At 72.0% G+C, this 18,795-nt stretch carries 18 protein-coding genes; 8 read left to right on the top strand and 10 right to left on the bottom strand.

The window, feature by feature from the left end:
* Nucleotides 1–198 precede the first annotated feature (198 nt).
* Complete coding sequence (locus ACWC5C_RS34335) at nucleotides 199–1,077, bottom strand: MurR/RpiR family transcriptional regulator (RefSeq protein WP_385446186.1); 879 nt, start codon at nucleotides 1,075–1,077, stop codon at nucleotides 199–201.
* The gene (locus ACWC5C_RS34340; protein ID WP_450881924.1) at nucleotides 1,077–2,654 is read right to left on the bottom strand and encodes an aromatic amino acid lyase; all 1,578 of its coding nucleotides are present in this window, start codon (nucleotides 2,652–2,654) and stop codon (nucleotides 1,077–1,079) included. The genes ACWC5C_RS34335 and ACWC5C_RS34340 overlap by 1 nt, the downstream gene beginning before the upstream one ends.
* 163 nt (nucleotides 2,655–2,817) lie before the next feature.
* On the opposite strand from ACWC5C_RS34340, the gene ACWC5C_RS34345 reads away from it, so the two are divergent.
* Genes ACWC5C_RS34345 through ACWC5C_RS34360 form a run of 4 tightly spaced genes read left to right on the top strand, consistent with a single transcriptional unit; the run spans nucleotide 2,818 to nucleotide 6,202 of the window.
* Complete coding sequence (locus ACWC5C_RS34345) at nucleotides 2,818–3,921, top strand: ABC transporter ATP-binding protein (RefSeq protein ID WP_450881926.1); 1,104 nt, start codon at nucleotides 2,818–2,820, stop codon at nucleotides 3,919–3,921.
* Nucleotides 3,918–4,559 (top strand): ABC transporter permease, encoded by a 642-nt coding sequence (locus ACWC5C_RS34350; protein ID WP_385446189.1) that lies wholly within the window; start codon nucleotides 3,918–3,920, stop codon nucleotides 4,557–4,559. The genes ACWC5C_RS34345 and ACWC5C_RS34350 overlap by 4 nt, the downstream gene beginning before the upstream one ends.
* A gap of 1 nt (nucleotide 4,560) precedes the next feature.
* A complete protein-coding gene (locus ACWC5C_RS34355) occupies nucleotides 4,561–5,238 on the top strand; it encodes an ABC transporter permease (RefSeq protein ID WP_450881929.1) in 678 nt (225 codons plus the stop codon).
* A 28-nt stretch (nucleotides 5,239–5,266) separates the two neighbouring features.
* On the top strand, nucleotides 5,267–6,202 hold the full coding sequence (locus ACWC5C_RS34360; protein WP_450881931.1) for an ABC transporter substrate-binding protein: 936 nt from the start codon (nucleotides 5,267–5,269) through the stop codon (nucleotides 6,200–6,202).
* Here ACWC5C_RS34360 and ACWC5C_RS34365 read toward each other — a convergent pair.
* From ACWC5C_RS34365 to ACWC5C_RS34375, 3 genes are read right to left on the bottom strand one after another with little or no spacing between them, the layout of a single operon-like run.
* Complete coding sequence (locus ACWC5C_RS34365) at nucleotides 6,189–6,917, bottom strand: hypothetical protein (RefSeq protein ID WP_450881933.1); 729 nt, start codon at nucleotides 6,915–6,917, stop codon at nucleotides 6,189–6,191. The genes ACWC5C_RS34360 and ACWC5C_RS34365 overlap by 14 nt on opposite strands.
* A 15-nt stretch (nucleotides 6,918–6,932) precedes the next feature.
* The gene (locus ACWC5C_RS34370) at nucleotides 6,933–7,142 is read right to left on the bottom strand and encodes a DUF397 domain-containing protein (protein WP_450881935.1); all 210 of its coding nucleotides are present in this window, start codon (nucleotides 7,140–7,142) and stop codon (nucleotides 6,933–6,935) included.
* 11 nt (nucleotides 7,143–7,153) lie between these two features.
* Complete coding sequence (locus tag ACWC5C_RS34375; RefSeq protein WP_450881937.1) at nucleotides 7,154–8,005, bottom strand: helix-turn-helix domain-containing protein; 852 nt, start codon at nucleotides 8,003–8,005, stop codon at nucleotides 7,154–7,156.
* 235 nt (nucleotides 8,006–8,240) lie between these two features.
* On the opposite strand from ACWC5C_RS34375, the gene ACWC5C_RS34380 reads away from it, so the two are divergent.
* Nucleotides 8,241–8,558 carry a hypothetical protein gene (locus ACWC5C_RS34380; protein ID WP_450881939.1) on the top strand — a complete coding sequence of 106 codons (318 nt, stop codon included), beginning with the start codon at nucleotides 8,241–8,243 and terminating at the stop codon, nucleotides 8,556–8,558.
* 9 nt (nucleotides 8,559–8,567) lie between these two features.
* On the opposite strand, the gene ACWC5C_RS34385 is transcribed toward ACWC5C_RS34380, so the two are convergent.
* The 4 genes from ACWC5C_RS34385 to ACWC5C_RS34400 all read right to left on the bottom strand — a co-directional run bounded on the left by ACWC5C_RS34385 (nucleotide 8,568) and on the right by ACWC5C_RS34400 (nucleotide 13,288).
* Complete coding sequence (locus ACWC5C_RS34385) at nucleotides 8,568–10,886, bottom strand: ATP-binding protein (protein WP_450881941.1); 2,319 nt, start codon at nucleotides 10,884–10,886, stop codon at nucleotides 8,568–8,570.
* Nucleotides 10,887–10,940: 54 nt separating this feature from the next.
* Nucleotides 10,941–11,564 carry a DUF6879 family protein gene (locus ACWC5C_RS34390; RefSeq protein ID WP_450881943.1) on the bottom strand — a complete coding sequence of 208 codons (624 nt, stop codon included), beginning with the start codon at nucleotides 11,562–11,564 and terminating at the stop codon, nucleotides 10,941–10,943.
* The gene (locus tag ACWC5C_RS34395) at nucleotides 11,551–11,826 is read right to left on the bottom strand and encodes a hypothetical protein (protein WP_450881945.1); all 276 of its coding nucleotides are present in this window, start codon (nucleotides 11,824–11,826) and stop codon (nucleotides 11,551–11,553) included. The genes ACWC5C_RS34390 and ACWC5C_RS34395 overlap by 14 nt, the downstream gene beginning before the upstream one ends.
* 79 nt (nucleotides 11,827–11,905) lie before the next feature.
* On the bottom strand, nucleotides 11,906–13,288 hold the full coding sequence (locus ACWC5C_RS34400) for an acyl-CoA synthetase (protein ID WP_450881947.1): 1,383 nt from the start codon (nucleotides 13,286–13,288) through the stop codon (nucleotides 11,906–11,908).
* 84 nt (nucleotides 13,289–13,372) lie between these two features.
* On the opposite strand from ACWC5C_RS34400, the gene ACWC5C_RS34405 reads away from it, so the two are divergent.
* The gene (locus tag ACWC5C_RS34405; RefSeq protein ID WP_450881949.1) at nucleotides 13,373–13,789 is read left to right on the top strand and encodes a hypothetical protein; all 417 of its coding nucleotides are present in this window, start codon (nucleotides 13,373–13,375) and stop codon (nucleotides 13,787–13,789) included.
* A gap of 251 nt (nucleotides 13,790–14,040) precedes the next feature.
* On the opposite strand, the gene ACWC5C_RS34410 is transcribed toward ACWC5C_RS34405, so the two are convergent.
* Nucleotides 14,041–15,426, bottom strand: coding sequence for a cystathionine beta-synthase (locus ACWC5C_RS34410; protein ID WP_450881951.1), 1,386 nt, complete (start codon nucleotides 15,424–15,426; stop codon nucleotides 14,041–14,043).
* A gap of 190 nt (nucleotides 15,427–15,616) precedes the next feature.
* Between ACWC5C_RS34410 and ACWC5C_RS34415 the strand changes: the two genes are divergently transcribed.
* Nucleotides 15,617–16,615 (top strand): SGNH/GDSL hydrolase family protein, encoded by a 999-nt coding sequence (locus tag ACWC5C_RS34415; RefSeq protein ID WP_450881953.1) that lies wholly within the window; start codon nucleotides 15,617–15,619, stop codon nucleotides 16,613–16,615.
* 854 nt (nucleotides 16,616–17,469) lie between these two features.
* Nucleotides 17,470–18,690 (top strand): acetyl-CoA C-acetyltransferase, encoded by a 1,221-nt coding sequence (locus tag ACWC5C_RS34420; protein ID WP_450881955.1) that lies wholly within the window; start codon nucleotides 17,470–17,472, stop codon nucleotides 18,688–18,690.
* Nucleotides 18,691–18,795 lie beyond the last annotated feature (105 nt).

The following is an 18,795-nucleotide window of genomic DNA, read 5'->3' on the forward strand; positions in this document are numbered from 1 at the left end:
GTTCCGCAGGGGGGCACCTCCCAGCGGTAGCTGGGGGAGGAACGGGTGGGCACAACCCGGCCACCGGCCCGCACCCGGCAGCGAAACCCCAACCAGCCCGGGGCCCGGAGTGCCCCCGGTTTCGGGAAGGGGCGGGGTGGGGGAGAGCCGCCGCGCAGTGGCTCCCCGCCGGTGGGGCGGGTGGCTACCGCCCGGGGGCTACTCCACGAACAGGCCCCGCGCGGCCGCCCGCGCGTCGAACTCCTCCAGCCGCGCCTGCGCGTCCGGCAGCGCGTCGCACATGGCCTCCAGCAGCACCCGCCCCAGCAGCATCGGCGCGCAGGCCGTGTCGAAGGCCAGCCCCGTCCCGACGGCGGCGGGCAGCAGCAGATCGCTGTGGCGGGCGACCGGGGCGAAGGCGCTGTCGGCGACGGTGACGACGGTCAGGCCGGTGTCATGCGCGTACTCCAGCCCCTCCACGACCTCGCGCGGATGGCGCGGCAGGGCGAAGCACAGCAGGGCGGTGGCGCCCGCGCGGTGGGCGGCGTCGACGCGGTCGGCGAGCATCGTGCCGCCCTCGTCCAGCAGCCGTACGTCGGGGTGGACCTTGCGCGCGAAGTACGTGAAGCCCCGCGCCTGGGCGGAAGCGGCGCGCAGGCCGAGGACCGGCAGCGGACGGGACGCGGCGAGCAACCGCCCGGCGCGGAGGACGGGTTCGGGGTCGGCGAGCAGGGCGGCGAGGTGGCGCAGGTTGTCGATCTCGGACTGCACGGCCTGCTGGTACTCGTTGTACGCGCCGTCCCCGGCGGCCCGCTGATCGGCGGTGGGGGCGACGTCGCGCAGGTGCTTGCGCAGCGCCGGGTAGCCGTCGAAGCCGAGCGCGACCGCGAAACGGGTCACGGAGGGCTGGCTGACGCCCGCGAGTTCGGCGAGTTCGACGCTGGAGAGGAACGGGGCGTCGGCCGCCCGCCGCACCATGCAGTGGGCGATGCGGCGCTGGGTGGGGGTGAGCCGGTGCCCCTCGAACAGCGCCTGGAGGCGGGCAGTGCTGCCCCCGTTCGCGCCGGTCGCATCCGCCACCCCGTTGTCCGTACTCATCAGTCCTCCTGACCCTCAGCGCTCTCACGCGCCACAGCAAGCTCAACGCCCTCGCACACGTCGGCCAGCGGGTCCAGCAGACCCACCGCGTCGGCCACATCCTCCGTCAACGGCCGGTCCTCCATCCGCGGATCGAGGACTTCCGCCGCCAGGGCATACGCGGCGGAAGCCGGTACGTCGGGCTCCGGTTCCAGGCCGCGCTGGCGCAGCGCGCGGACCGCGGCGACCAGTTCGCAGGCCAGCACCTGCCGGTAGTGGTCGGCGACGCGGAGCGTCTGGCGGGCGCCGAGCGAGGCGAAGCTGGCCTGTTCCTCGACGCCACGGGAGAGCACGGCGTGGCCGAGGGAGGCGGGGTGGGAGACGGCCCGCATCTCGCCGAGGGCCGCGCCCGCCGCGTACTCCAGGATCATCACGCCGGAGCTGGCGGGCGCGGGGTCGCCGAGGAAGGGGCGGAGCCGGGTGAAGTCGGGTTCGCTGAGCGCGGCGAGCCGGGCCGTGGACAGCCGCGCGGTCTGCAGCGCGGCGAGCCGGAAGTGGTCGAGGGCGAGGGCGGCGTGCGCGGCGTAGAAGTTGCCGTGGTGGTACGCGGCCTCGTCGGCGGAGCTGATCAGCGGGTTCTCGGCGGCGGCGTTGACGTCGACGTTCAGCACTCGCTCCAGCGCGTCGGCCGCGTCCAGCGCCGGGCCGTGGATCTGCGGCAGACAGCGGAAGCCGTACGGGTCCTGGATGCGGCCGAGCGGCGGGGTGGGCCGGGCCGGGGCGCCGAGGAGGGCGCGTATGAGGGCGGCGGCGCGGATGGAGCCGGGGTGCGGGCGGGCGAGCTGGACGGGTTCGGCGTACGCCTCGTACGAGCCGCCGACCGCGATCAGCGAGAGCGAGGCGACGGCGAGCGAGGCGGACAGCAGTCGCCGCAGGTCGTCGAGGGCGAGCGCGGACTGGCCGAGGGTGAGGGCGTTGCTGCTGATGAGCGCGAGGGCGTCGTTGCTGTCGAGGGTGATGGGGGCGGGGGCGCGGCCGCCGGGGGCGGCGTCGGCGAGGTCCCAGGGGTGCTCGCCGACGAGGGCCAAGCCCGCCTGGGCGAGCGCGGCGAGGTCGCCGGTGCCGACCGCGCCGAACTCGTTGACCACGGGGTGGACACCGGCGTCCAGCGCCCGGACGAGCGAGGTGACGACGGAGGGGCGCAGCCCGGCGCCGCCCGCGAGCACCTGGTTGGCGCGGACGGCCATCATGGCGCGGACCTCGCGGCCGGGCAGCGGGGCGCCGATGGCCCCGGCGTGGCTGCGCAGCAGCCGCAGCCCGTGGTCGGCGCCGGGGCCGACCTCCTCGGTGCGGTTGGCGCCGACGCCGGTGGAGCGGCCGTAGACCCGTCCGGTGGCGGCGAGCCGGTCGGCGGTCTCCCAGGCGCGCTCGGCGAGGGCGAGGGCGGCGGGGTCGGGGGCTGCGGGTAGGTTTCTGCGGTCGGCCAGGCGTACGACGTCGGCGACGCACAGGCCGCGGCCGTCGAGCGTGATCCGCGGTGCGGCGGTGACACCGGCGCCGCAGGCGGTCGCCGTCGAATCCAGCATGTGAGACACCATCCAGGGCAACCCCTCTCGAACCCACCCTTTACGGGCTAGCCGCCAAGCGTTTACGTCCCATATCGCGAGCAGAAGTAACCGGCGATTAACGCACACCTATTGACTTCTATTCACTCGACTACGACTGTGCATGACTATATGCAGGCAGGGCAAGGGGAAGCGGATGATCAGCTTCAAGCACGTCAGCAAGCACTACCCGAACGGCACCACCGCCGTCGACGATCTCAACCTCGAACTACCCGAGGGAGACATCACCGTCCTGGTCGGCACCTCCGGCTGCGGCAAGACCACCACCCTCCGGATGGTCAACCGCATGGTCGAGCCGAGCAGCGGCACGGTGAGCGTCGGCGGCCGTGATGTCCTCAAGGCCGACGCCGCCGAGCTGCGGCGCGGCATCGGCTATGTGATCCAGCAGGCGGGACTCTTCCCGCACCGCACGATCCTGGACAACATCGCGACCGTCCCGCTGCTGCTGGGCTGGGGCCGCCGCAAAGCGCGGGCGCGCGCCGCCGAGCTGCTGGAGCTGGTCGGGCTGCCCGAGGGCTCCGGGAAGCGCTATCCGCACCAGCTCTCGGGCGGTCAGCAGCAGCGCGTCGGGGTGGCCAGGGCGCTGGCCGCCGATCCGCCGGTGCTCCTGATGGACGAGCCGTTCGGCGCGGTCGACCCGGTCGTCCGCACTCAGCTCCAGAACGAGCTGCTGCGACTCCAGAGCGAGCTGCGCAAGACGGTCGTCTTCGTCACCCACGACATCGACGAGGCGGTCCGCCTCGGCGACCGGATAGCGATCTTCCGCACCGGCGGCCACCTCGTGCAGTGCGCGCCCCCGGCCGAGCTGCTGGCGGCCCCCGCCGACGACTTCGTGGCGGGCTTCCTGGGTGCCGAGCGCGGGCTCAAGCTGCTCTCGCTGTCCACCCTCGCCGGTCTCCCCCAGGAGCGCGCCGACGACAAGGGCCGCTGGCGGCTGGTCACCTCCGGCCGCGGCGAGCCCCTGGGCTGGCGCGACTCCGAGGGCCCGGACGGCGACAACGCCCCGCTGCTGCCGGTGCGCCCGCTGCGCGACACCGACTCGCTGCTGGCCGCCCTCGACGAGTCGCTGGCCTCCCCCGCCGGGCTGGTCGCCCGGGTGGACGCGGACGGCGTGCTGACCGGGGTCACCGGGCGCGAGCACATCCACGAGCACGCGGGCCGCCGCCACGCGGAAGCGGGCCGTACGAACACCGAAGCGGCTGAGGACGCCCCGGACCCCGACGCGAGCGTGACCGCATGACCGTCGACTGGGACTGGTTCCCCGACCACGTGGACGATCTCACCACGCTCACCCTCGACCACCTCTCCACCGCCGTTCCAGCCGTCCTCTTCGGCCTGCTGATAGCGGTGCCGCTGGCGGTCATCGCGCATCGCGTACGGCCGCTGCGCGGCGTCCTCCTCGGCCTCTCGAACGTCCTCTTCACCATCCCCTCCATCGCGATCTTCGTGCTGCTGCTGCCGCTCACCGGCCTCACCCGCACCACCGCGATCACCGGCCTCACGATCTACACCCTGACCGTGCTGCTCCGGAACACCGTCGAGGGCCTGGACAGCGTCCCCGCCAAGGCGCGCGAGGCATCCACCGCGATGGGCGCGCGCCCGCTGCGCACCCTGCTCACGGTCGAGCTGCCGCTCGCCTTCCCGGTGATCATGGCGGGCGTACGGGTCTCCACCGTGATGGCGATCTCCCTGGTCAGCGTGGCCAGCTACATCGGATACGGCGGCCTCGGCCAGCTGTTCACCGATGGCTTCCAGCGCAACTACCCCACCCCGGTCGTCGCCGGAGTCGTCCTGTCCCTGCTGCTCGCCCTGGTCGCGGACGCCGTGCTGGTCGCCATCCAGTGGCTGTGCACCCCCTGGCTGAGGAGGCGTGCCTGACATGATCGAACTGCTGAAGAACCTCGGCCAATGGCTGACCAGCGGCGCCCAGTGGTCCGGTCCCGACGGCATCGCGACCCGCCTCCTGGAACACCTCCAGTACTCGCTGCTGGCCACCCTCGTCGCCGCCCTCATCGCCCTCCCGGTCGGGCTGCTCATCGGCCACACCGGGCGCGGCGCGTTCCTCGCCATCAACATCTCCGGCTTCGGGCGCGCGCTGCCCACCGTCGGCCTGGTCACCCTGGTCTTCCTGGCCAGCGGGCTCAGCATGTGGCCGGTCTACGTCTCGCTGGTCGCCCTCGCGGTCCCGGTCATCGTCACCAACACGTACGCGGGCATGGCCGCCGTCGACCCCGAGGTCCGGGACGCGGCGCGCGGCCAGGGCATGCGCTGGCACCACGTCCTCTTCCAGGTCGAGATCCCGCTCGCCCTCCCGCTGATCATGACGGGGCTGCGGCTGGCCTGCACCCAGGTCGTCGCCACCGCCACCATCGCCGCGTACGTCAGCTTCGGCGGCCTCGGCCGCTACGTCTTCGACGGGCTCGCCCAGCGCGACCTGGTGCAGGTCCTGGGCGGGGCGGTGCTGGTCGCCGTCCTGGCCATCGCCCTGGATCTGGCCCTGGCCTCCGTACAACGCCTGCTCTTCCGCAACCGCCCCGCCCGCACGCCCGCGCACTGACGCCCCGCGCCCTGACGCAAGGAGACCCATGAACCGCAGGAAACTGCTCGGCGGCCTGCTCGCCGGAGCGTCCGTGCCCACCCTCGCCGCCTGCGGCGGCGGCATCACCTCGCTCAAGGGCGACGGCGGAGGCGGCGAGGGCGGTGGCAGCAGCGCGGGCGGCCTCGTCATCGGCACCGCCAACTTCACCGAGAACCAGCTCCTCGGCTACCTCTACGCCGAGGCCCTCGGCGGCGCCGGAGTCAAGACGAGCGTCCGGCCCAACCTCGGCTCCCGCGAGATCGTCATCCCCGCCCTCCAGCAGGGCGACATCGACCTGCTCCCCGAGTACCAGGGCAATCTGCTCCTCCACTTCGACGACAAGGCCCCCCAGACCCAGGCGGGCGACCTGCAGAACGCCCTCACCGTCGCCCTCCCGAGCGGCCTCGAAGCCCTCTCGTACGCGGCCGCCGAGGACAAGGACGTCTTCTGCGTCACCCGCGAGACCGCCGACAAGTACGGCCTGCGCAGCTTCTCCGACCTGAAGAAGCACAACGGCAAGCTCGTCTTCGGCGGCCCGGCCGAGGACAAGAACCGGGTCGTCGGCCTGGTCGGCCTCAAGGACCGCTACGGCGTCACCTTCAAGGAGTTCAAGGCCCTCGACGCCTCCGGCCCGCTGGTCAAGGGCGCCCTGAAGAAGGGCGACGTCGACGTCGCCAACCTCTTCTCCACCGACCCCGACATCGAGGGCAACGGCTGGGTGATCCTCGCCGACCCCAAGGCCCTCATCCCCGCCCAGCACATCGTCCCCGTCATCCGCGCCGCCAAGGCCGACACCAAGGTCCGCAAGGCCCTGGCCAAGCTGGGCGTCGCCCTCACCACCCACGAACTGGCCCGGCTCAACAAGCTGGTCGACAAGGAGAAGAAGGACCCGGACGAGGTGGCCGCCGACTGGGCCGCCGACCACGGCCTCACGAAGAAGTAGCGGCGGGAGCGGTCGCCTCTGCGGTGACGTCGGCGACCACTTCCACCATGTCCGGGCCGTACGCGTCCGAGTTGAGAACCTTCAGCAGGAGGCAGAAGACCCCATCGAGCCCGTACCGGGAGGCAAGCTGGACGTGGTGCCGGGCCAGGTAGCGTACTGCCGCCTGGTTGTTGACCCCGCGCTGACCGGCGGCGAGAAAGACCGGACGGTCGCCCTCCGGTGTGGTGAGGCGGGCGAGCACCACATACTCGGTTACGCCCTTGGACAGCCGGTACACCTCATTACCGGTGGTGAACGCCAAACCGTCGGGGATGTTCTCGTAGTCGGTGTTCACCTCGATCCCCGGCAGCAGCGAACGCATATGGGCCTCGGTGCGACGGTTCGACGTCGGACCACCGACGCAGAACTCGGTCCGCGCGCCGAAACCCAGGCGGGCGGCGTCGTGCTCCACGATGTCGGCACGCGCTCCGCACTCCTTGATGAGAGCGGAGAGTTCGAGGAGCGCGAAGGCATCATGGCGCTGGACACTGCGGCCAGGTGCGCTCGGGTCCTGGTTGACCACGAGCAGGCATTCCGAGCCGTTCGACAGCCCGAAGAATCTCTGCTTGCGGAGGAGCTGGCGCCGCCACAGGTAGGTCCTGAACAGCCAGCCCCCGCCGGCGCTGATCAGGCTGGTGACCAGCCCCAGAACGATGTTGAGCGCGTTGTCATCCATAGGCGCTGTGGCGCGTCACCGCTTCCGGGTGAGGTGGTCGAGGCCGCCGCGCTTGGCGATGCGTATGAAGGTCCCGAGCGAGGCGGGGGTGGTGGTGACGACCGCTGCGGGGTCGTCGCTCTCGCGCAGTGAGATCTTGCCGTTCAGGGCCGCGAGTTCCACGCAGTGATTTTCCGCGTTGGTGCCAGAAAACGAAGACTTACGCCAGATTCCCGTGCTGACCATGGCCAGACCTTTCACAGTTCCTGTGTGAGGCGGTGGATGAAGTCTCGCGACTCCTCCACCGCCAAAGAGGAGAGCGTCGCCCTGTCGAGCAGCGCGCGGTACCTTGCGAGTTGCGACTCCGCGTCCATCCACAGCGAACCGTGCCAGGCATCGAGCTGCACGGTGTCGAGCTTGGGCACTGGGCCACCCACGTAGAGCATGGACGCCCCGGCTCCACCGAAACCGTCCACATCGAAGGGGATCACCCGGACGGTCACGTTCGGCCGCTCGGACTGCGCCAGGATGAAGGAAAGCTGCTCGCGTGCGACCTTCCGGTCGGCGACACGCGTTCGCAGCACGGCCTCGTGAATGACCGCTTCGAAGCGGGGCGCCGCATCTCGCTCCAGGACCTCTCGGCGCCGCACGCGGAAGGAAACCTGCGCTTCGAGCTGTTCCAGTGGCGGTTCGGGAAGGCCATACGCCATGAGGGCCCGAACGTAGTCCTCGGTTTGCAGCAGACCCGGCACATAGACAGCTTGGAGCGTACGCATACCCGTGGCGTGATGCTCCAGCTCCGCCAGGTCCAGCGCCCCGTGCGCGAGAGTGCCTCGGTACTCCTCCCACCACCCCTTGGTGCGCTCTGCCGCCATAGTCGCCAGCGAGTCCAGCAACGCGGGGTCGAGACAGGCATATTGGGAGGCCATCCGCCGCAGGCGTTCCTCGCTGACGCCAGCCTTCCCCGCCTCGATCTGGCTTATCTGGATCGCGTTGGCCCCGAGCAGTTCAGCGGCTTCGCGTGCGGTCATGCCTGCCGCTTCGCGCATCTTCCGCAGCTCGGCGCCCAGGCGCTGCTGGCGCGCCGTGGGAATGCTCCTGGGTGGCATGCGTCTTCCCCTCCTGGCCCGTCGAACAGTTTCTCGCGCGTCCCACGCGGCGGTCCAACCAGTTCCGAGAGCCTCGGTCATAACATTGCGACGGACTAACCTTATGACCTACTCTGAGTGACGCGTTCATCACTCAAGGATGACCGGCCAAGCCGGAAGCGTATCGCTCCCTCCATGCCCGCTGCCCTGGCACCGGCATGTCCGAAGGAGCGGCGAACACCTCTCGGAGGCTCACATGGAGACGCCCGAAACCTTCGACAAGGAACTGTGCGACCTCGTCACCGACTTCGCACCCAAACTCTTCGCCGTGGTCCAGGAGTACGACGTGGAACCAGGGTTACGGGATGGCGCCATCGCCGCCTGGGGCCTGGTCTTCGACGACGGCGCCGTGCGCGTGACCAGCGTGGACGGAACCCGACAGCTCTCCCTCAAGTCCCCCGAGCGGGCAACCTGGTACTTCGGTCGGCGGACCGACGACTCCAACCACGCCACACGGCTCGTCTGGCTACCCCCGTCCGGGACCGCCACCTTCGACCGCGCCGAGCCCTCCTGACGGGTTGCGTCACCCCAGGGCGGCGGCGATGCGGTCGCGCAGCTCGGTCGCCCGGGGGTCGTCGTAGGGGGCCAGTGCGTGCAGGGCCTCGGTCCAGTGGCGGCGCGCCTCCTCGGCGCCGTCCGCCTCGCGCAGCGCACCGGCGAGGCCGTCGAGGGCGAGTGCCGTGTGCCACGGGTCGTCCAGTTCGCGGTGGGTCGCCGCGGCGCGGCGGTGGAAGTCGGCCGCCTCGCCGGGGCGCCCGAGGCGCCGGTACGTCTCGCCCGCGCCGTCCCAGGCCCGCGCCTCCCGTGCCCGGTCGCCGAGGCGGCGCTGGAGCGAGGCGGCCCGCTGGAACGAGACCAGGGCGTCGTGCGGTTCACCGCTGGCCTGCTGCGCCCGGCCCAGCTCCAGCAGCCAGTACCCCTCCCACATGTGATTGCGGTGGGTTCGGGCGATGTCGAGTGCGCCCTCGGCGGACCGCAGCGCCTCCTCCGGCTGCCCGCGATCCCGCTGGACGGCGCTCAGGATGCGCAGCGCGTTGCCCTCGCCGCCCTGGTTGCCCAGCTCGCGGTGCATCTCCAGGGCCCGGTGGACGAAGGCCGACGCCTCCTCCGGCCGGGCCAGCTCGTGCGTCACCTCGGCGAGGTTCGCCGTCACCACGGCCTGCCAGTGGGCCGCGCCCAGTTCCTGGAAGAGCGCAGCGGCCTGGTCGAAGTGGTCCTTCGCCGCCTCAAGCCGACGCGCCCGCAGGTGGATCAGTCCGATGTCGTTGAGGGACAGCGCCTCTCCGAGACGGTCCCCTGTCTCCCGGCGCGCGGCCAGGGCGCCCTCATGGTGCTCGGCGCCCTCGGCCAGGCGATGGGACTGCGTACAGGCCATGCCGAGGCTCTCCAGAAGCTCGGCCTCGGCTGTGCGGTCGCCCAGTCGGCGTGCGGCGCCCAGTCCGACCTTGCTCATGGCGAGCCATTCCTCGAACGGGTTCAGGAGCATGTGCACGCTCCGCAGCACCGCGGGCAGCTGCCAGGCGATCGCGTCGAGCCCGGCCTCCTCGGCGGCGCGCGTCGCGGCCAGCAGATTGCCGCGCTCCGCCTCGTACCACCGCATGGCCGCCTCGTAGTCCGCGAAGGACGCCGCGGCGACGCCGTCGCTCAGGGACTCGAGCGGGATATGGGCCTCCTGGGGGTTGATCCAGGTCTGGGCCGCGTCCGCGGAGTGCAGGTACCAGAGCAACACCCGGCGCAGCGCCGCCTCGCGGCCCTCGGACGGCTCCTCGTGCCGCGCCTGGTCGGCCGCGTAGGCGCGCAGCAGGTCGTGGAATTCATAGCGGTCGGGCCCGGTCTGCTCCAGCAGATGGGCGCCGACCAGGACGTCCAGCAGATGCCGCACGCGTCCGGGACCATGGTCCCCGTCCAGGGCGGTGGCGGCCGCGGTGCCGAACTCGGCGCCCGGATGCAGTCCGAGCAGCCGGAAGAGACGCGCCGCCTCCGTGGGAAGCGCCCGATAGGACCAAGCGAACACGGTACGCACCGCCTCGGCCTCCTCGTCGTCTCCCACGCTCAGGGCATCCCACAGGGCTGACTCGTCGCGAAGGTCTCTTATCAGCTCGCCAAGTCCCATATGGGGACGGCTGGCGGCCCGCTCGGCCGCGATGCGCAGGGCCAGCGGCAGGCGGGCGCACAGCCGGGCCAGCTCGACGAGCTGGTCCCGGTCGTCCTGGGGCCGGTGGGCGGCGGTGACGACGCTCAGCAGGGCGACGGCCTCCGGCTCGTCCAGCGTGGCCAGCGTCAGCGTATGTGCCCCGTCGCGGACGGCCAGCCCCGACAGGCGGCTCCGGCTGGTCACGATCACCAGGCAGCCCGCGGTCCCCGGAAGCAGCGGCCTGACCTGGCCCACCGTGGCCGCGTTGTCCAGGATGACCAGCATCCTGCGCCCGGCCAGCAGCGACCGGTAGAGCGCCGCGCACGCCTCCGGGTCCGCCGGAATCGCCGTCACCGGCACGCCCAGGGCCGAGAGGAACCGGTGCAGCACCTCCTGCGGGGTGACGGGTGCGCCCGGGTCGTAGCCGCGCAGGTTCACATACAGCTGACCGTCCGGGAAGCGCTCCTTCACCCGGTGCGCCCAGCGCAGCACCAGGGAGGTCTTGCCGACGCCCGCGGTCCCGGCGAGGACGCAGACGGAGATGGATTCACCGCCGCCGTCGGTCACGATCGCGTCGAGCCGCCCCAGCTCCTCGCCCCGGTTGACGAACCCCCGGACATCCCCCGGCAGTTGCCGGGGCTTGGTCCGGTCGGGGCTGCTGTCACCGTGGAAGTGGATGCCTCCGCTGATGTCCCGGGCCTGCACCACGTCACCCGCGGACCCCGACAGTTCGGAATGCGTCCCATGGTCCTCGTTGATCGGCTACTCCGGTGATGGTGGTGGCAGATGGGCTACTTCACGGGCGAAGTACGACGTCAGATCCTCACCGGCGGCGTAGAGATCCCTGGTGAGGGCCCGGCAGCGCGCGGTGGTCGCCGGGTCCGTGAACCGCACGGCGCCGTCGAGGATGCCCTCGTCCGAATAGCGGATCTGGTACGTCGTGCGGTCGCCCAGCGTCAGCAGCTCCGGCAGCGGTCCGGATCTCTCCAGCTCACCGAGGTGCTCGGGGCCGATCACCCTGATCTTCTCCCCGCATTCGGCGCGCAGCCGCAGCAGATGCAGCTCCCATTGCAGATACGGGGCGATCGGTCGCTCCACCACCCGCACCCGGAACAGGGTGATCCGGTGACGTTCGACGTCCTGCGAGAACTCCCGCAGATAGTCGCGCTCCTCCTCGATGAGGCGGAGAGATGCGTCCCAGTCGCCGCGGGCGAACGCCTCCCAGCTGGCGAATCCCGGCTCCCTGAAGCGCTGTTGGCGCTCCAGCTTCCATGAGTCCTGGCCGTCGATCGTCCACTGCCGCTCGCGGAAGTCGGCGCGGTAGGCGTCGAGGGAGAGGGCTTCGCCCTGGGCGGGGTCGAGGCGGGGGCCGTCAAGACCGAGCATCGGGGATATCCGGTTTCGCCGCGCTCAGGGTGTTGCCGGGGATGACGACCAGCCGCTCGTCCGGGGCGATGCTGGCGTCCTCGGGGAGTCTCGCCCGGTAGGCCTCGGTGAGATCGCGGCCGATGACCGCGATGTCACCGTTGTCGAGCTGCCAGATGTCGGGGCATCCGTCACGCCCTCCGGTGTTCCCCAGTTCGCGCGCCGATCGTCCTAATCGGCGCGCGAACGATGCGGACGGGTCGGCTTCCCATGCGCGGGGCATCGTCTCTCCACTCAGCCGTCGTGGTCACTGAGTGTAGGAATCGCTATCACCGATGGCAACGGCGAGAGAGGAGGCGGGGTCAGGCCGGGGGGAGGAGTTTCTTTTGGGGCTTGCCCATGGCGTTTCGGGGGAGGGCGTCCAGGAAGCGGACCTTGCGGGGGCGTTTGTGGACGGAGAGCTGGGTGGCGACGAAGTCGATCAGGTCCTGTTCGCCGATGCCGTCGGCGACGACGTACGCGACGATCTGCTGGCCGAGGTCGTCGTGGGGGGCGCCGACGACCGCGGCCTCGCGGACGGCGGGGTGGTCGAGGAGGGCGTTCTCGACCTCGCCCGCGCCGATGCGGTAGCCGCCGGACTTGATCATGTCGGTGGAGGCGCGGCCGACGATGCGGTGGAATCCGTCCGGGTCGAGCGCGGCGATGTCGCCGGTGCGGAACCAGCCGTCGTCGGTGTAGGAACCGGCGGTGGCCTCGGGGCGGTTCAGGTAGCCGTCGAAGAGGGTGGGGCCGGTGAGCTGGAGTTCGCCGATCTCGGCGCCCTCCTCGGCGACGATCCGGGTGCGGATGCCGGTGAGCGGGGTGCCGACGGAGCCGGGGCGGCGTTCGCCGTTCGCGCGGGTGGAGATGGTGATGAGGCTTTCGGTCATGCCGTAGCGCTCGACCGGGCGCTGGCCGGTGAGCTGTTCCAGGTCGCGGAAGACCGGGGCGGGCAGCGGCGCGGAGCCGGAGACCAGGAGGCGGGCGGCGGACAGGGCGCGGGCGGCCTCGGGGTCCTGGACGACGCGGTTCCAGACCGTCGGCACGCCGAAGTAGAGGCTGCCGCCCGCCGCCGCGTACGCCGCCGGGGTGGGCTTGCCGGTGTGGACGAGGCGGCTGCCGGTGCGGAGGGCGCCGAGGACGCCGAGGACCAGGCCGTGCACGTGGAACAGCGGCAGCCCGTGGACCAGGGTGTCGTCCGGCGTCCAGGCCCACGCCTCGGCCAGCCCGTCCAGGTCGGCGGCGACCGCGCGGCGTGAGATCAGGGCGCCCTTGGGCGCGCCCGTGGTGCCCGAGGTGTAGAGGATGAAGGCGGTGGACTCCGGGTCGGGCTCGGGCTTCGTCCAGGCCGCCCGCTCGGTCAGGTCGACGGGGACCGTCTCGACCGGCGCCTCGGCGCCGGGGTCGTCGGTCAGCAGCAGGGCGGCGCCCGAGTCGCGCAGGATGTGGTCCCGTTCGGCGGGCCCGGAGTCCGGCGGTACGGGGACCACGGGCACCCCGGCGAGCAGCGCGCCGACCACCGCCGTCACCGTTTCCGCGGTCGGGGTCGCCCGGACCGCCACGACCGGCGCCCCGGCCACCCGGGCGGCCACCGCGCCCGCGGCGCCCAGCAGTTCCTCGCGCGAGAGGGCGCGGCCCGCGACGGTGAGCGCGTCGGGGCGGTCACCGCCCGGCGCGGCGAGGGAGGTGAGGAGAGGTGCGGTCACGGTACTGACTCCTTTCGGGCCCCCTCTGCGTTTCGGGGGGCTGGCCCTACCGACAGAGCGTCCCCGTGACCGTACCTTCGAAGCATGGACGCCCATGACCCGGAGCTGAAACGGGAACTCGACGCGACCCTGCAGACCCGCAAGGAGCTGGGCGCGGAGTACGAGTCCGAGCTGATCGACGCCTTCATGGAGAAGGTCGAGCGGCGCTTCGACGATACGTCGGACCGTGAGCTGCGGCGGCAGCGGGCCGAGCGGCAGATGGCCGCCGCGCGCGGGGCGCGCCCGTACGCGGGCGGGGGCGGCGGGGAGGCCGCGGGGGTGGGGTTCGGCGAGCGGTTCGCCTTCGTCGGGGTGTCCCTGGTGCTCGCGGTGCCGCTGTCGGCGATCGGCGTGGTCAACGCGGGGCTGCCGGGGCTGCTGGTCACCTGGGCCGGGATCGTCGGCGTCAACGCGGTTCACGCGCTGGGGTTCTTCGTCCGGTTCCGCCGGGAGCGGGAATGAAAAGCGCGGGAACCGCCGCACCCCGGCGTAGCGCCGAGGGCGGGACGACGGCGGTTCCCGCGAGGGACGCGATGAGCCGCGTCCTAGGGCGACCATGGAGGTCCGGGAGCCGCTCCGGATGTCCTGTCGCCGCATTCTGGGGTGTCGGTGTCGCCCTTTCCGACATCCCCTAATCTGCCGGGCGCGTGTTAACGCTGTGCTGCGTGCGCGTGACGCTCACGTACCACTTCGTCAAAGCCCCAACCGCGGTGTCACTTCGCGCCGTTGGCGAGGTAGGCGAGCAGGTCCTGGCGGCTGACGACGCCCCTGGGCTTGCCCTCCACCAGCACGACCGCCGCGTCCGCCCGGCCCAGGACGGCCATCAGGTCCTCGACGGCCTCGCCCGAGCCGACGTGCGGCAGCGGCGGGCTCATGTGCTTCTCCAGCGGGTCGCCGAGGGAGGCACGCTGGGCGAACAGGGCGTCCAGCAGCTCCCGTTCGACGACCGAGCCGATGACCTCGGCGGCCATCACGTCGGGGTGCCCGGCGCCGGGCTTCACGATGGGCATCTGCGAGACGCCGTACTCCCGCAGGACCTCGATGGCGTCCCCGACCGTCTCGTCCGGGTGCATGTGGACGAGCGACGGCAGCCCGCCCGCCTTGCCCTGGAGGACGTCGCCGACGCGCACGGCCGGGCCCTCCTCCTCCAGGAAGCCGTAGTCGGCCATCCACTCGTCGTTGAAGATCTTGGAGAGGTAGCCGCGGCCGCTGTCCGGGAGCAGGACGACGACCACGTCGTCCGGGCCGAGCCGCTTCGCGACCTCCAGCGCGCCGACGACCGCCATCCCGCAGGAGCCGCCGACCAGCAGCCCCTCCTCCTTGGCGAGCCGCCGGGTCATCTGGAAGGCGTCCTTGTCGGAGACGGCGACGATCTCGTCGGCGACGGTCCGGTCGTACGCGGTGGGCCAGAAGTCCTCGCCGACGCCCTCGATGAGGTACGGGCGCCCGGAGCCGCCGGAGTAGACGGAGCCCTCGGGGTCGGCGCCGATGACCTTGACCCGGCCCTCGCTCACGTCCTTCAGGTAGCGGCCGGTGCCGCTGATCGTGCCGCCGGTGCCGACGCCCGCCACGAAGTGGGTGATCTTGCCGTCGGTCTGCTCCCACAGCTCGGGGCCGGTGGTCTCGTAGTGGGAGCGCGGGTTGTCGGGGTTGCTGTACTGGTCCGGCTTCCAGGCGCCCGGGGTCTCGCGCACCAGGCGGTCGGAGACGTTGTAGTACGAGTCCGGGTGGTCGGGGTCGACGGCGGTCGGGCAGACGACGACCTCGGCGCCGTACGCCCGCAGCACGTTGATCTTGTCGGTGGAGACCTTGTCCGGGCAGACGAAGACGCACTTGTAGCCCTTGCGCTGGGCGACCATCGCGAGGCCCACACCGGTGTTGCCGGAGGTCGGCTCGACGATCGTGCCGCCAGGCTGCAGCGCGCCCGACGCCTCCGCCGCCTCGATCATGCGGACCGCGATGCGGTCCTTCACCGAGCCGCCGGGGTTGAAGTATTCGACCTTGGCCAGGACGGTCGCCCGGATGCCCTCGGTCACGGTGTTGAGCTTCACCAGCGGGGTGTTGCCGACCAGCTCAATCATCGATTCGTAGTACTGCACGCCTGCTCCTGGTCCGGAATCCGCGGGATCTCCGCGTCGGGACCCCCGCGTCGCGGGCCCGTACAGCCAGCTTATTGCGCGGAGCCGGGCGGTGACCCGTGCGGTTGTGGACGAGCACGCAGGGGGCACCAAGTGGTTAGCAAGGCGTACAAAGGTACAGAAGGCGTGCGGACGGAGGTGGGCTGGACCCATGTCGATGTCGAGGGCGAGGGTGGCGCGGCGGATCGCGGCCGCGGCGGCGTACGGGGGCGGCGGGATCGGGCTGCTGGGCGGGGTGACCGCGGTGCTGCTGCTCACCGAGCTGTCCCTGGCGAGGCGGATCGTCGGCGGGTCGGAGGAGGGACCGCCGCGGGCGGACGGCCGCTACGGCTTCGCCTTCGCCCGCAGGACCGGCCAGCCCCCTCTGCGGCTGGCCTTTCTCGGCGACTCCACGGCCGCCGGACAGGGCGTCCACCGCCCTAGTCAGACGCCGGGCGCGCTGCTGGCCTCCGGGCTCGCGGCGGTGGCGGAGCGCCCGGTGGACCTGCGGAACGTCGCGCTCCCGGGGGCGCAGTCCAGCGATCTGGAACGGCAGGTCACGCGGGTGCTGGAGGATCCGGAGCAGCTGCCGGACGTCTGCGTCATCATGATCGGCGCGAACGACGTCACCGGGCGGATGCCGCCCGCGCAGTCGGTGCGGCTGCTGGCGGAGGCGGTGCGGAGGCTGCGCGAGACGGGGTGCGAAGTGGTCGTGGGCACGTGCCCTGATCTGGGCACCATCGAGCCCGTCTACCAGCCCCTGCGGTTTGTCGCACGGCGTTTGAGCCGTCAGCTGGCGGCGGCGCAGACGATCGGGGTGGTCGAGCAGGGCGGTCGTACGGTGTCGCTGGGCGATCTGCTGGGGCCGGAGTTCGCGGCGAACCCGCGGGAGCTGTTCGGGCCGGACAACTACCACCCCTCGGCGGAGGGGTACGCGACGGCGGCGATGGCGGTGCTGCCGACGTTGTGCGGGGCGCTGGGGTTGTGGCCGGAGGAGGCTCCGGAGACTCGCGACGAGGGCATTCTGCCGGTGGCGACCGCGGCGGCCGAGGCGGCGGCGGAGGGTGGTACCGAGGTGACGGCCGCGCGTGGGCCGTGGGCCCGGCTGCTGCGGCGGGGGCGGCCCGCCGGGGAGGGCAGCGCGGCGCCGGTCCCGCCGGTGCCGCGCTGAGGGCGGCTTGTCCCCCACCCCGCCCCTACCCGACCCCGGGGCTCCGCCCCGGACCCCGCTCCTCAAACGCCGGAGAGGCTGGATGTGCCCGGCCGGGGCTGGGTTTCCCGGCCGGGGTTGGGTGTCCCGACCCAGGGCTGGGACGCAGCGGCCGGGAATGGGGCGCGCCGCCCCGGGGCCGGGGGCGGGACATCTCCGCCACTGGCCCCTGCTCCTCGCCCCGCCGAACGGGACCGGAGCCCGGCGGAGTTCCAGCACCCGACAAGGCGCGGGCAGAGACCGAGCGGTGCCGGGGGGGGCGAAAAGCCCCCCGGTGCGAAGCCCCGGTGGAGGCCGGGGCGGAGCCCCCGATGCGAGCCCGGGCGGAGACCCGGTGGGGGCCAGGGGCGCAGCCCCGGTGGGGGGCTGGGGCCGAAGACCCCGATGCAGGCCCGGGCGGAGACCCGGTGGGGGCCAGGGGCGAAGACCCCGATGCGGGGCCCGGGCAGAGCCCCGGTGGAGGCCAGGGGCGAAGACCCCCATGCGGGGCCCGGGCAGAGACTGAGCGGGGCCGGGGACGAAGACCCCGATGCGGGGGCCGGTGCGAAGACCCGGTGGGGGCCGGGGCCGAGGACCCCGGTGCGGGCCCGGGCGGTGCCCCGGTGGGGGCCAGGGGCGCAGCCCCGGTGGGGGCCGGGGCGGAGCCCCGGGGGCGGGGAGGGGCGGGGTGGGGGAAGAGCACGGCGGAGCCGCACGACTGAGCGTACGCTTAGGAAAAAGAGGCCGGGGTCACAGCGTTCGCCCCGTGACCCCTGCTCTACGTGCGGGTAACTTCCCTCACAGTCCCACCCCTCGATCCGCCCCATGGAGCCGTGATGCCCGAAGCCGTGATCGTCTCTGCCGCCCGTTCGCCCATCGGCCGTGCCTTCAAGGGGTCGTTGAAGGATCTGCGGCCCGATGACCTGACCGCGGAGATCATTCAGGCCGCCCTCGCCAAGGTTCCGCAGCTGGATCCGCGGGAGATCGACGATCTGATGCTCGGCTGCGGGCTGCCGGGTGGGGAGCAGGGGCACAATCTGGGGCGGATCGTGGCCGTGCAGATGGGGATGGACCATCTGCCGGGGTGCACGATCACCCGTTACTGTTCGTCGTCGCTCCAGACGTCGCGGATGGCGCTGCACGCCATCAAGGCGGGCGAGGGGGACGTGTTCATCTCCGCGGGCGTCGAGATGGTGTCGCGCAGCGTCAAGGGCACCTCGGACGGGCTGCCGGACACCCACAACCCGCTGTTCGCCGACGCCGAGGCCCGTACGGCCGCGCTCACCGAGCAGGAGGGCACCGACTGGCACGATCCGCGCGAGGACGGGCTGATCCCCGACGCGTACATCGCGATGGGCCAGACCGCCGAGAACCTGGCCCGGCTCAAGGGGATCACCCGCGAGGACATGGACGCGTTCGGCGTGCGGTCCCAGAACCTCGCCGAGGAGGCCATCAAGAAGGGCTTCTGGGAGCGTGAGATCACCCCCGTGACGACCCCGGACGGCACGGTGGTGGCCACGGACGACGGGCCGCGCGCGGGGACGACGCTGGAGGGCGTACAGGGCCTCAAGCCGGTCTTCCGCCCCGACGGCCTGGTCACCGCGGGCAACTGCTGCCCGCTCAACGACGGCGCCGCCGCGCTCGTGATCATGTCCGACACCAAGGCGCGCGAGCTGGGGATCACGCCGCTCGCCCGGATCGTGTCCACCGGCGTCTCCGGGCTCTCCCCCGAGATCATGGGGTACGGACCGGTCGAGGCGTCCAAGCAGGCGCTGGCCCGGGCCGGGATGGCGATCGGCGACATCGACCTGGTCGAGATCAACGAGGCGTTCGCCGCCCAGGTCATCCCGTCCTACCGGGACCTGGGCATCGACCTGGACCGGCTCAACATCAACGGTGGCGCGATCGCGGTGGGCCACCCGTTCGGCATGACCGGCGCCCGGATCACCGGCACGCTGATCAACTCGCTGCAGTTCCACGACAAGCAGTTCGGTCTTGAGACCATGTGCGTGGGCGGCGGCCAGGGCATGGCGATGGTCATCGAGCGGCTGAGCTGAGCCGGGCCCGTACCCGGCGGCTACACGGCCTGAGCGCTAGTTGTGACCCAATCTCCCCCAGGATGTGACCAACGTCCTGGGGGAGACCCGTCACCCCAGCTCAGC

This window comes from Streptomyces sp. NPDC001700, from assembly GCF_053596435.1.

Bases quoted from the DNA above. Each gene is read 5' to 3' on its own strand.
- ACWC5C_RS34335 (WP_385446186.1), bottom strand. From the start codon at position 1,077: ATGAGTACGGACAACGGGGTGGCGGATGCGACCGGCGCGAACGGGGGC.
- ACWC5C_RS34340 (WP_450881924.1), bottom strand. From the start codon at position 2,654: ATGGTGTCTCACATGCTGGATTCGACGGCGACCGCCTGCGGCGCCGGT.
- ACWC5C_RS34345 (WP_450881926.1), top strand. From the start codon at position 2,818: ATGATCAGCTTCAAGCACGTCAGCAAGCACTACCCGAACGGCACCACC.
- ACWC5C_RS34350 (WP_385446189.1), top strand. From the start codon at position 3,918: ATGACCGTCGACTGGGACTGGTTCCCCGACCACGTGGACGATCTCACC.
- ACWC5C_RS34355 (WP_450881929.1), top strand. From the start codon at position 4,561: ATGATCGAACTGCTGAAGAACCTCGGCCAATGGCTGACCAGCGGCGCC.
- ACWC5C_RS34360 (WP_450881931.1), top strand. From the start codon at position 5,267: ATGAACCGCAGGAAACTGCTCGGCGGCCTGCTCGCCGGAGCGTCCGTG.
- ACWC5C_RS34365 (WP_450881933.1), bottom strand. From the start codon at position 6,917: ATGGATGACAACGCGCTCAACATCGTTCTGGGGCTGGTCACCAGCCTG.
- ACWC5C_RS34370 (WP_450881935.1), bottom strand. From the start codon at position 7,142: ATGGTCAGCACGGGAATCTGGCGTAAGTCTTCGTTTTCTGGCACCAAC.
- ACWC5C_RS34375 (WP_450881937.1), bottom strand. From the start codon at position 8,005: ATGCCACCCAGGAGCATTCCCACGGCGCGCCAGCAGCGCCTGGGCGCC.
- ACWC5C_RS34380 (WP_450881939.1), top strand. From the start codon at position 8,241: ATGGAGACGCCCGAAACCTTCGACAAGGAACTGTGCGACCTCGTCACC.
- ACWC5C_RS34390 (WP_450881943.1), bottom strand. From the start codon at position 11,564: ATGCTCGGTCTTGACGGCCCCCGCCTCGACCCCGCCCAGGGCGAAGCC.
- ACWC5C_RS34395 (WP_450881945.1), bottom strand. From the start codon at position 11,826: ATGCCCCGCGCATGGGAAGCCGACCCGTCCGCATCGTTCGCGCGCCGA.
- ACWC5C_RS34405 (WP_450881949.1), top strand. From the start codon at position 13,373: ATGGACGCCCATGACCCGGAGCTGAAACGGGAACTCGACGCGACCCTG.
- ACWC5C_RS34415 (WP_450881953.1), top strand. From the start codon at position 15,617: ATGTCGATGTCGAGGGCGAGGGTGGCGCGGCGGATCGCGGCCGCGGCG.
- ACWC5C_RS34420 (WP_450881955.1), top strand. From the start codon at position 17,470: ATGCCCGAAGCCGTGATCGTCTCTGCCGCCCGTTCGCCCATCGGCCGT.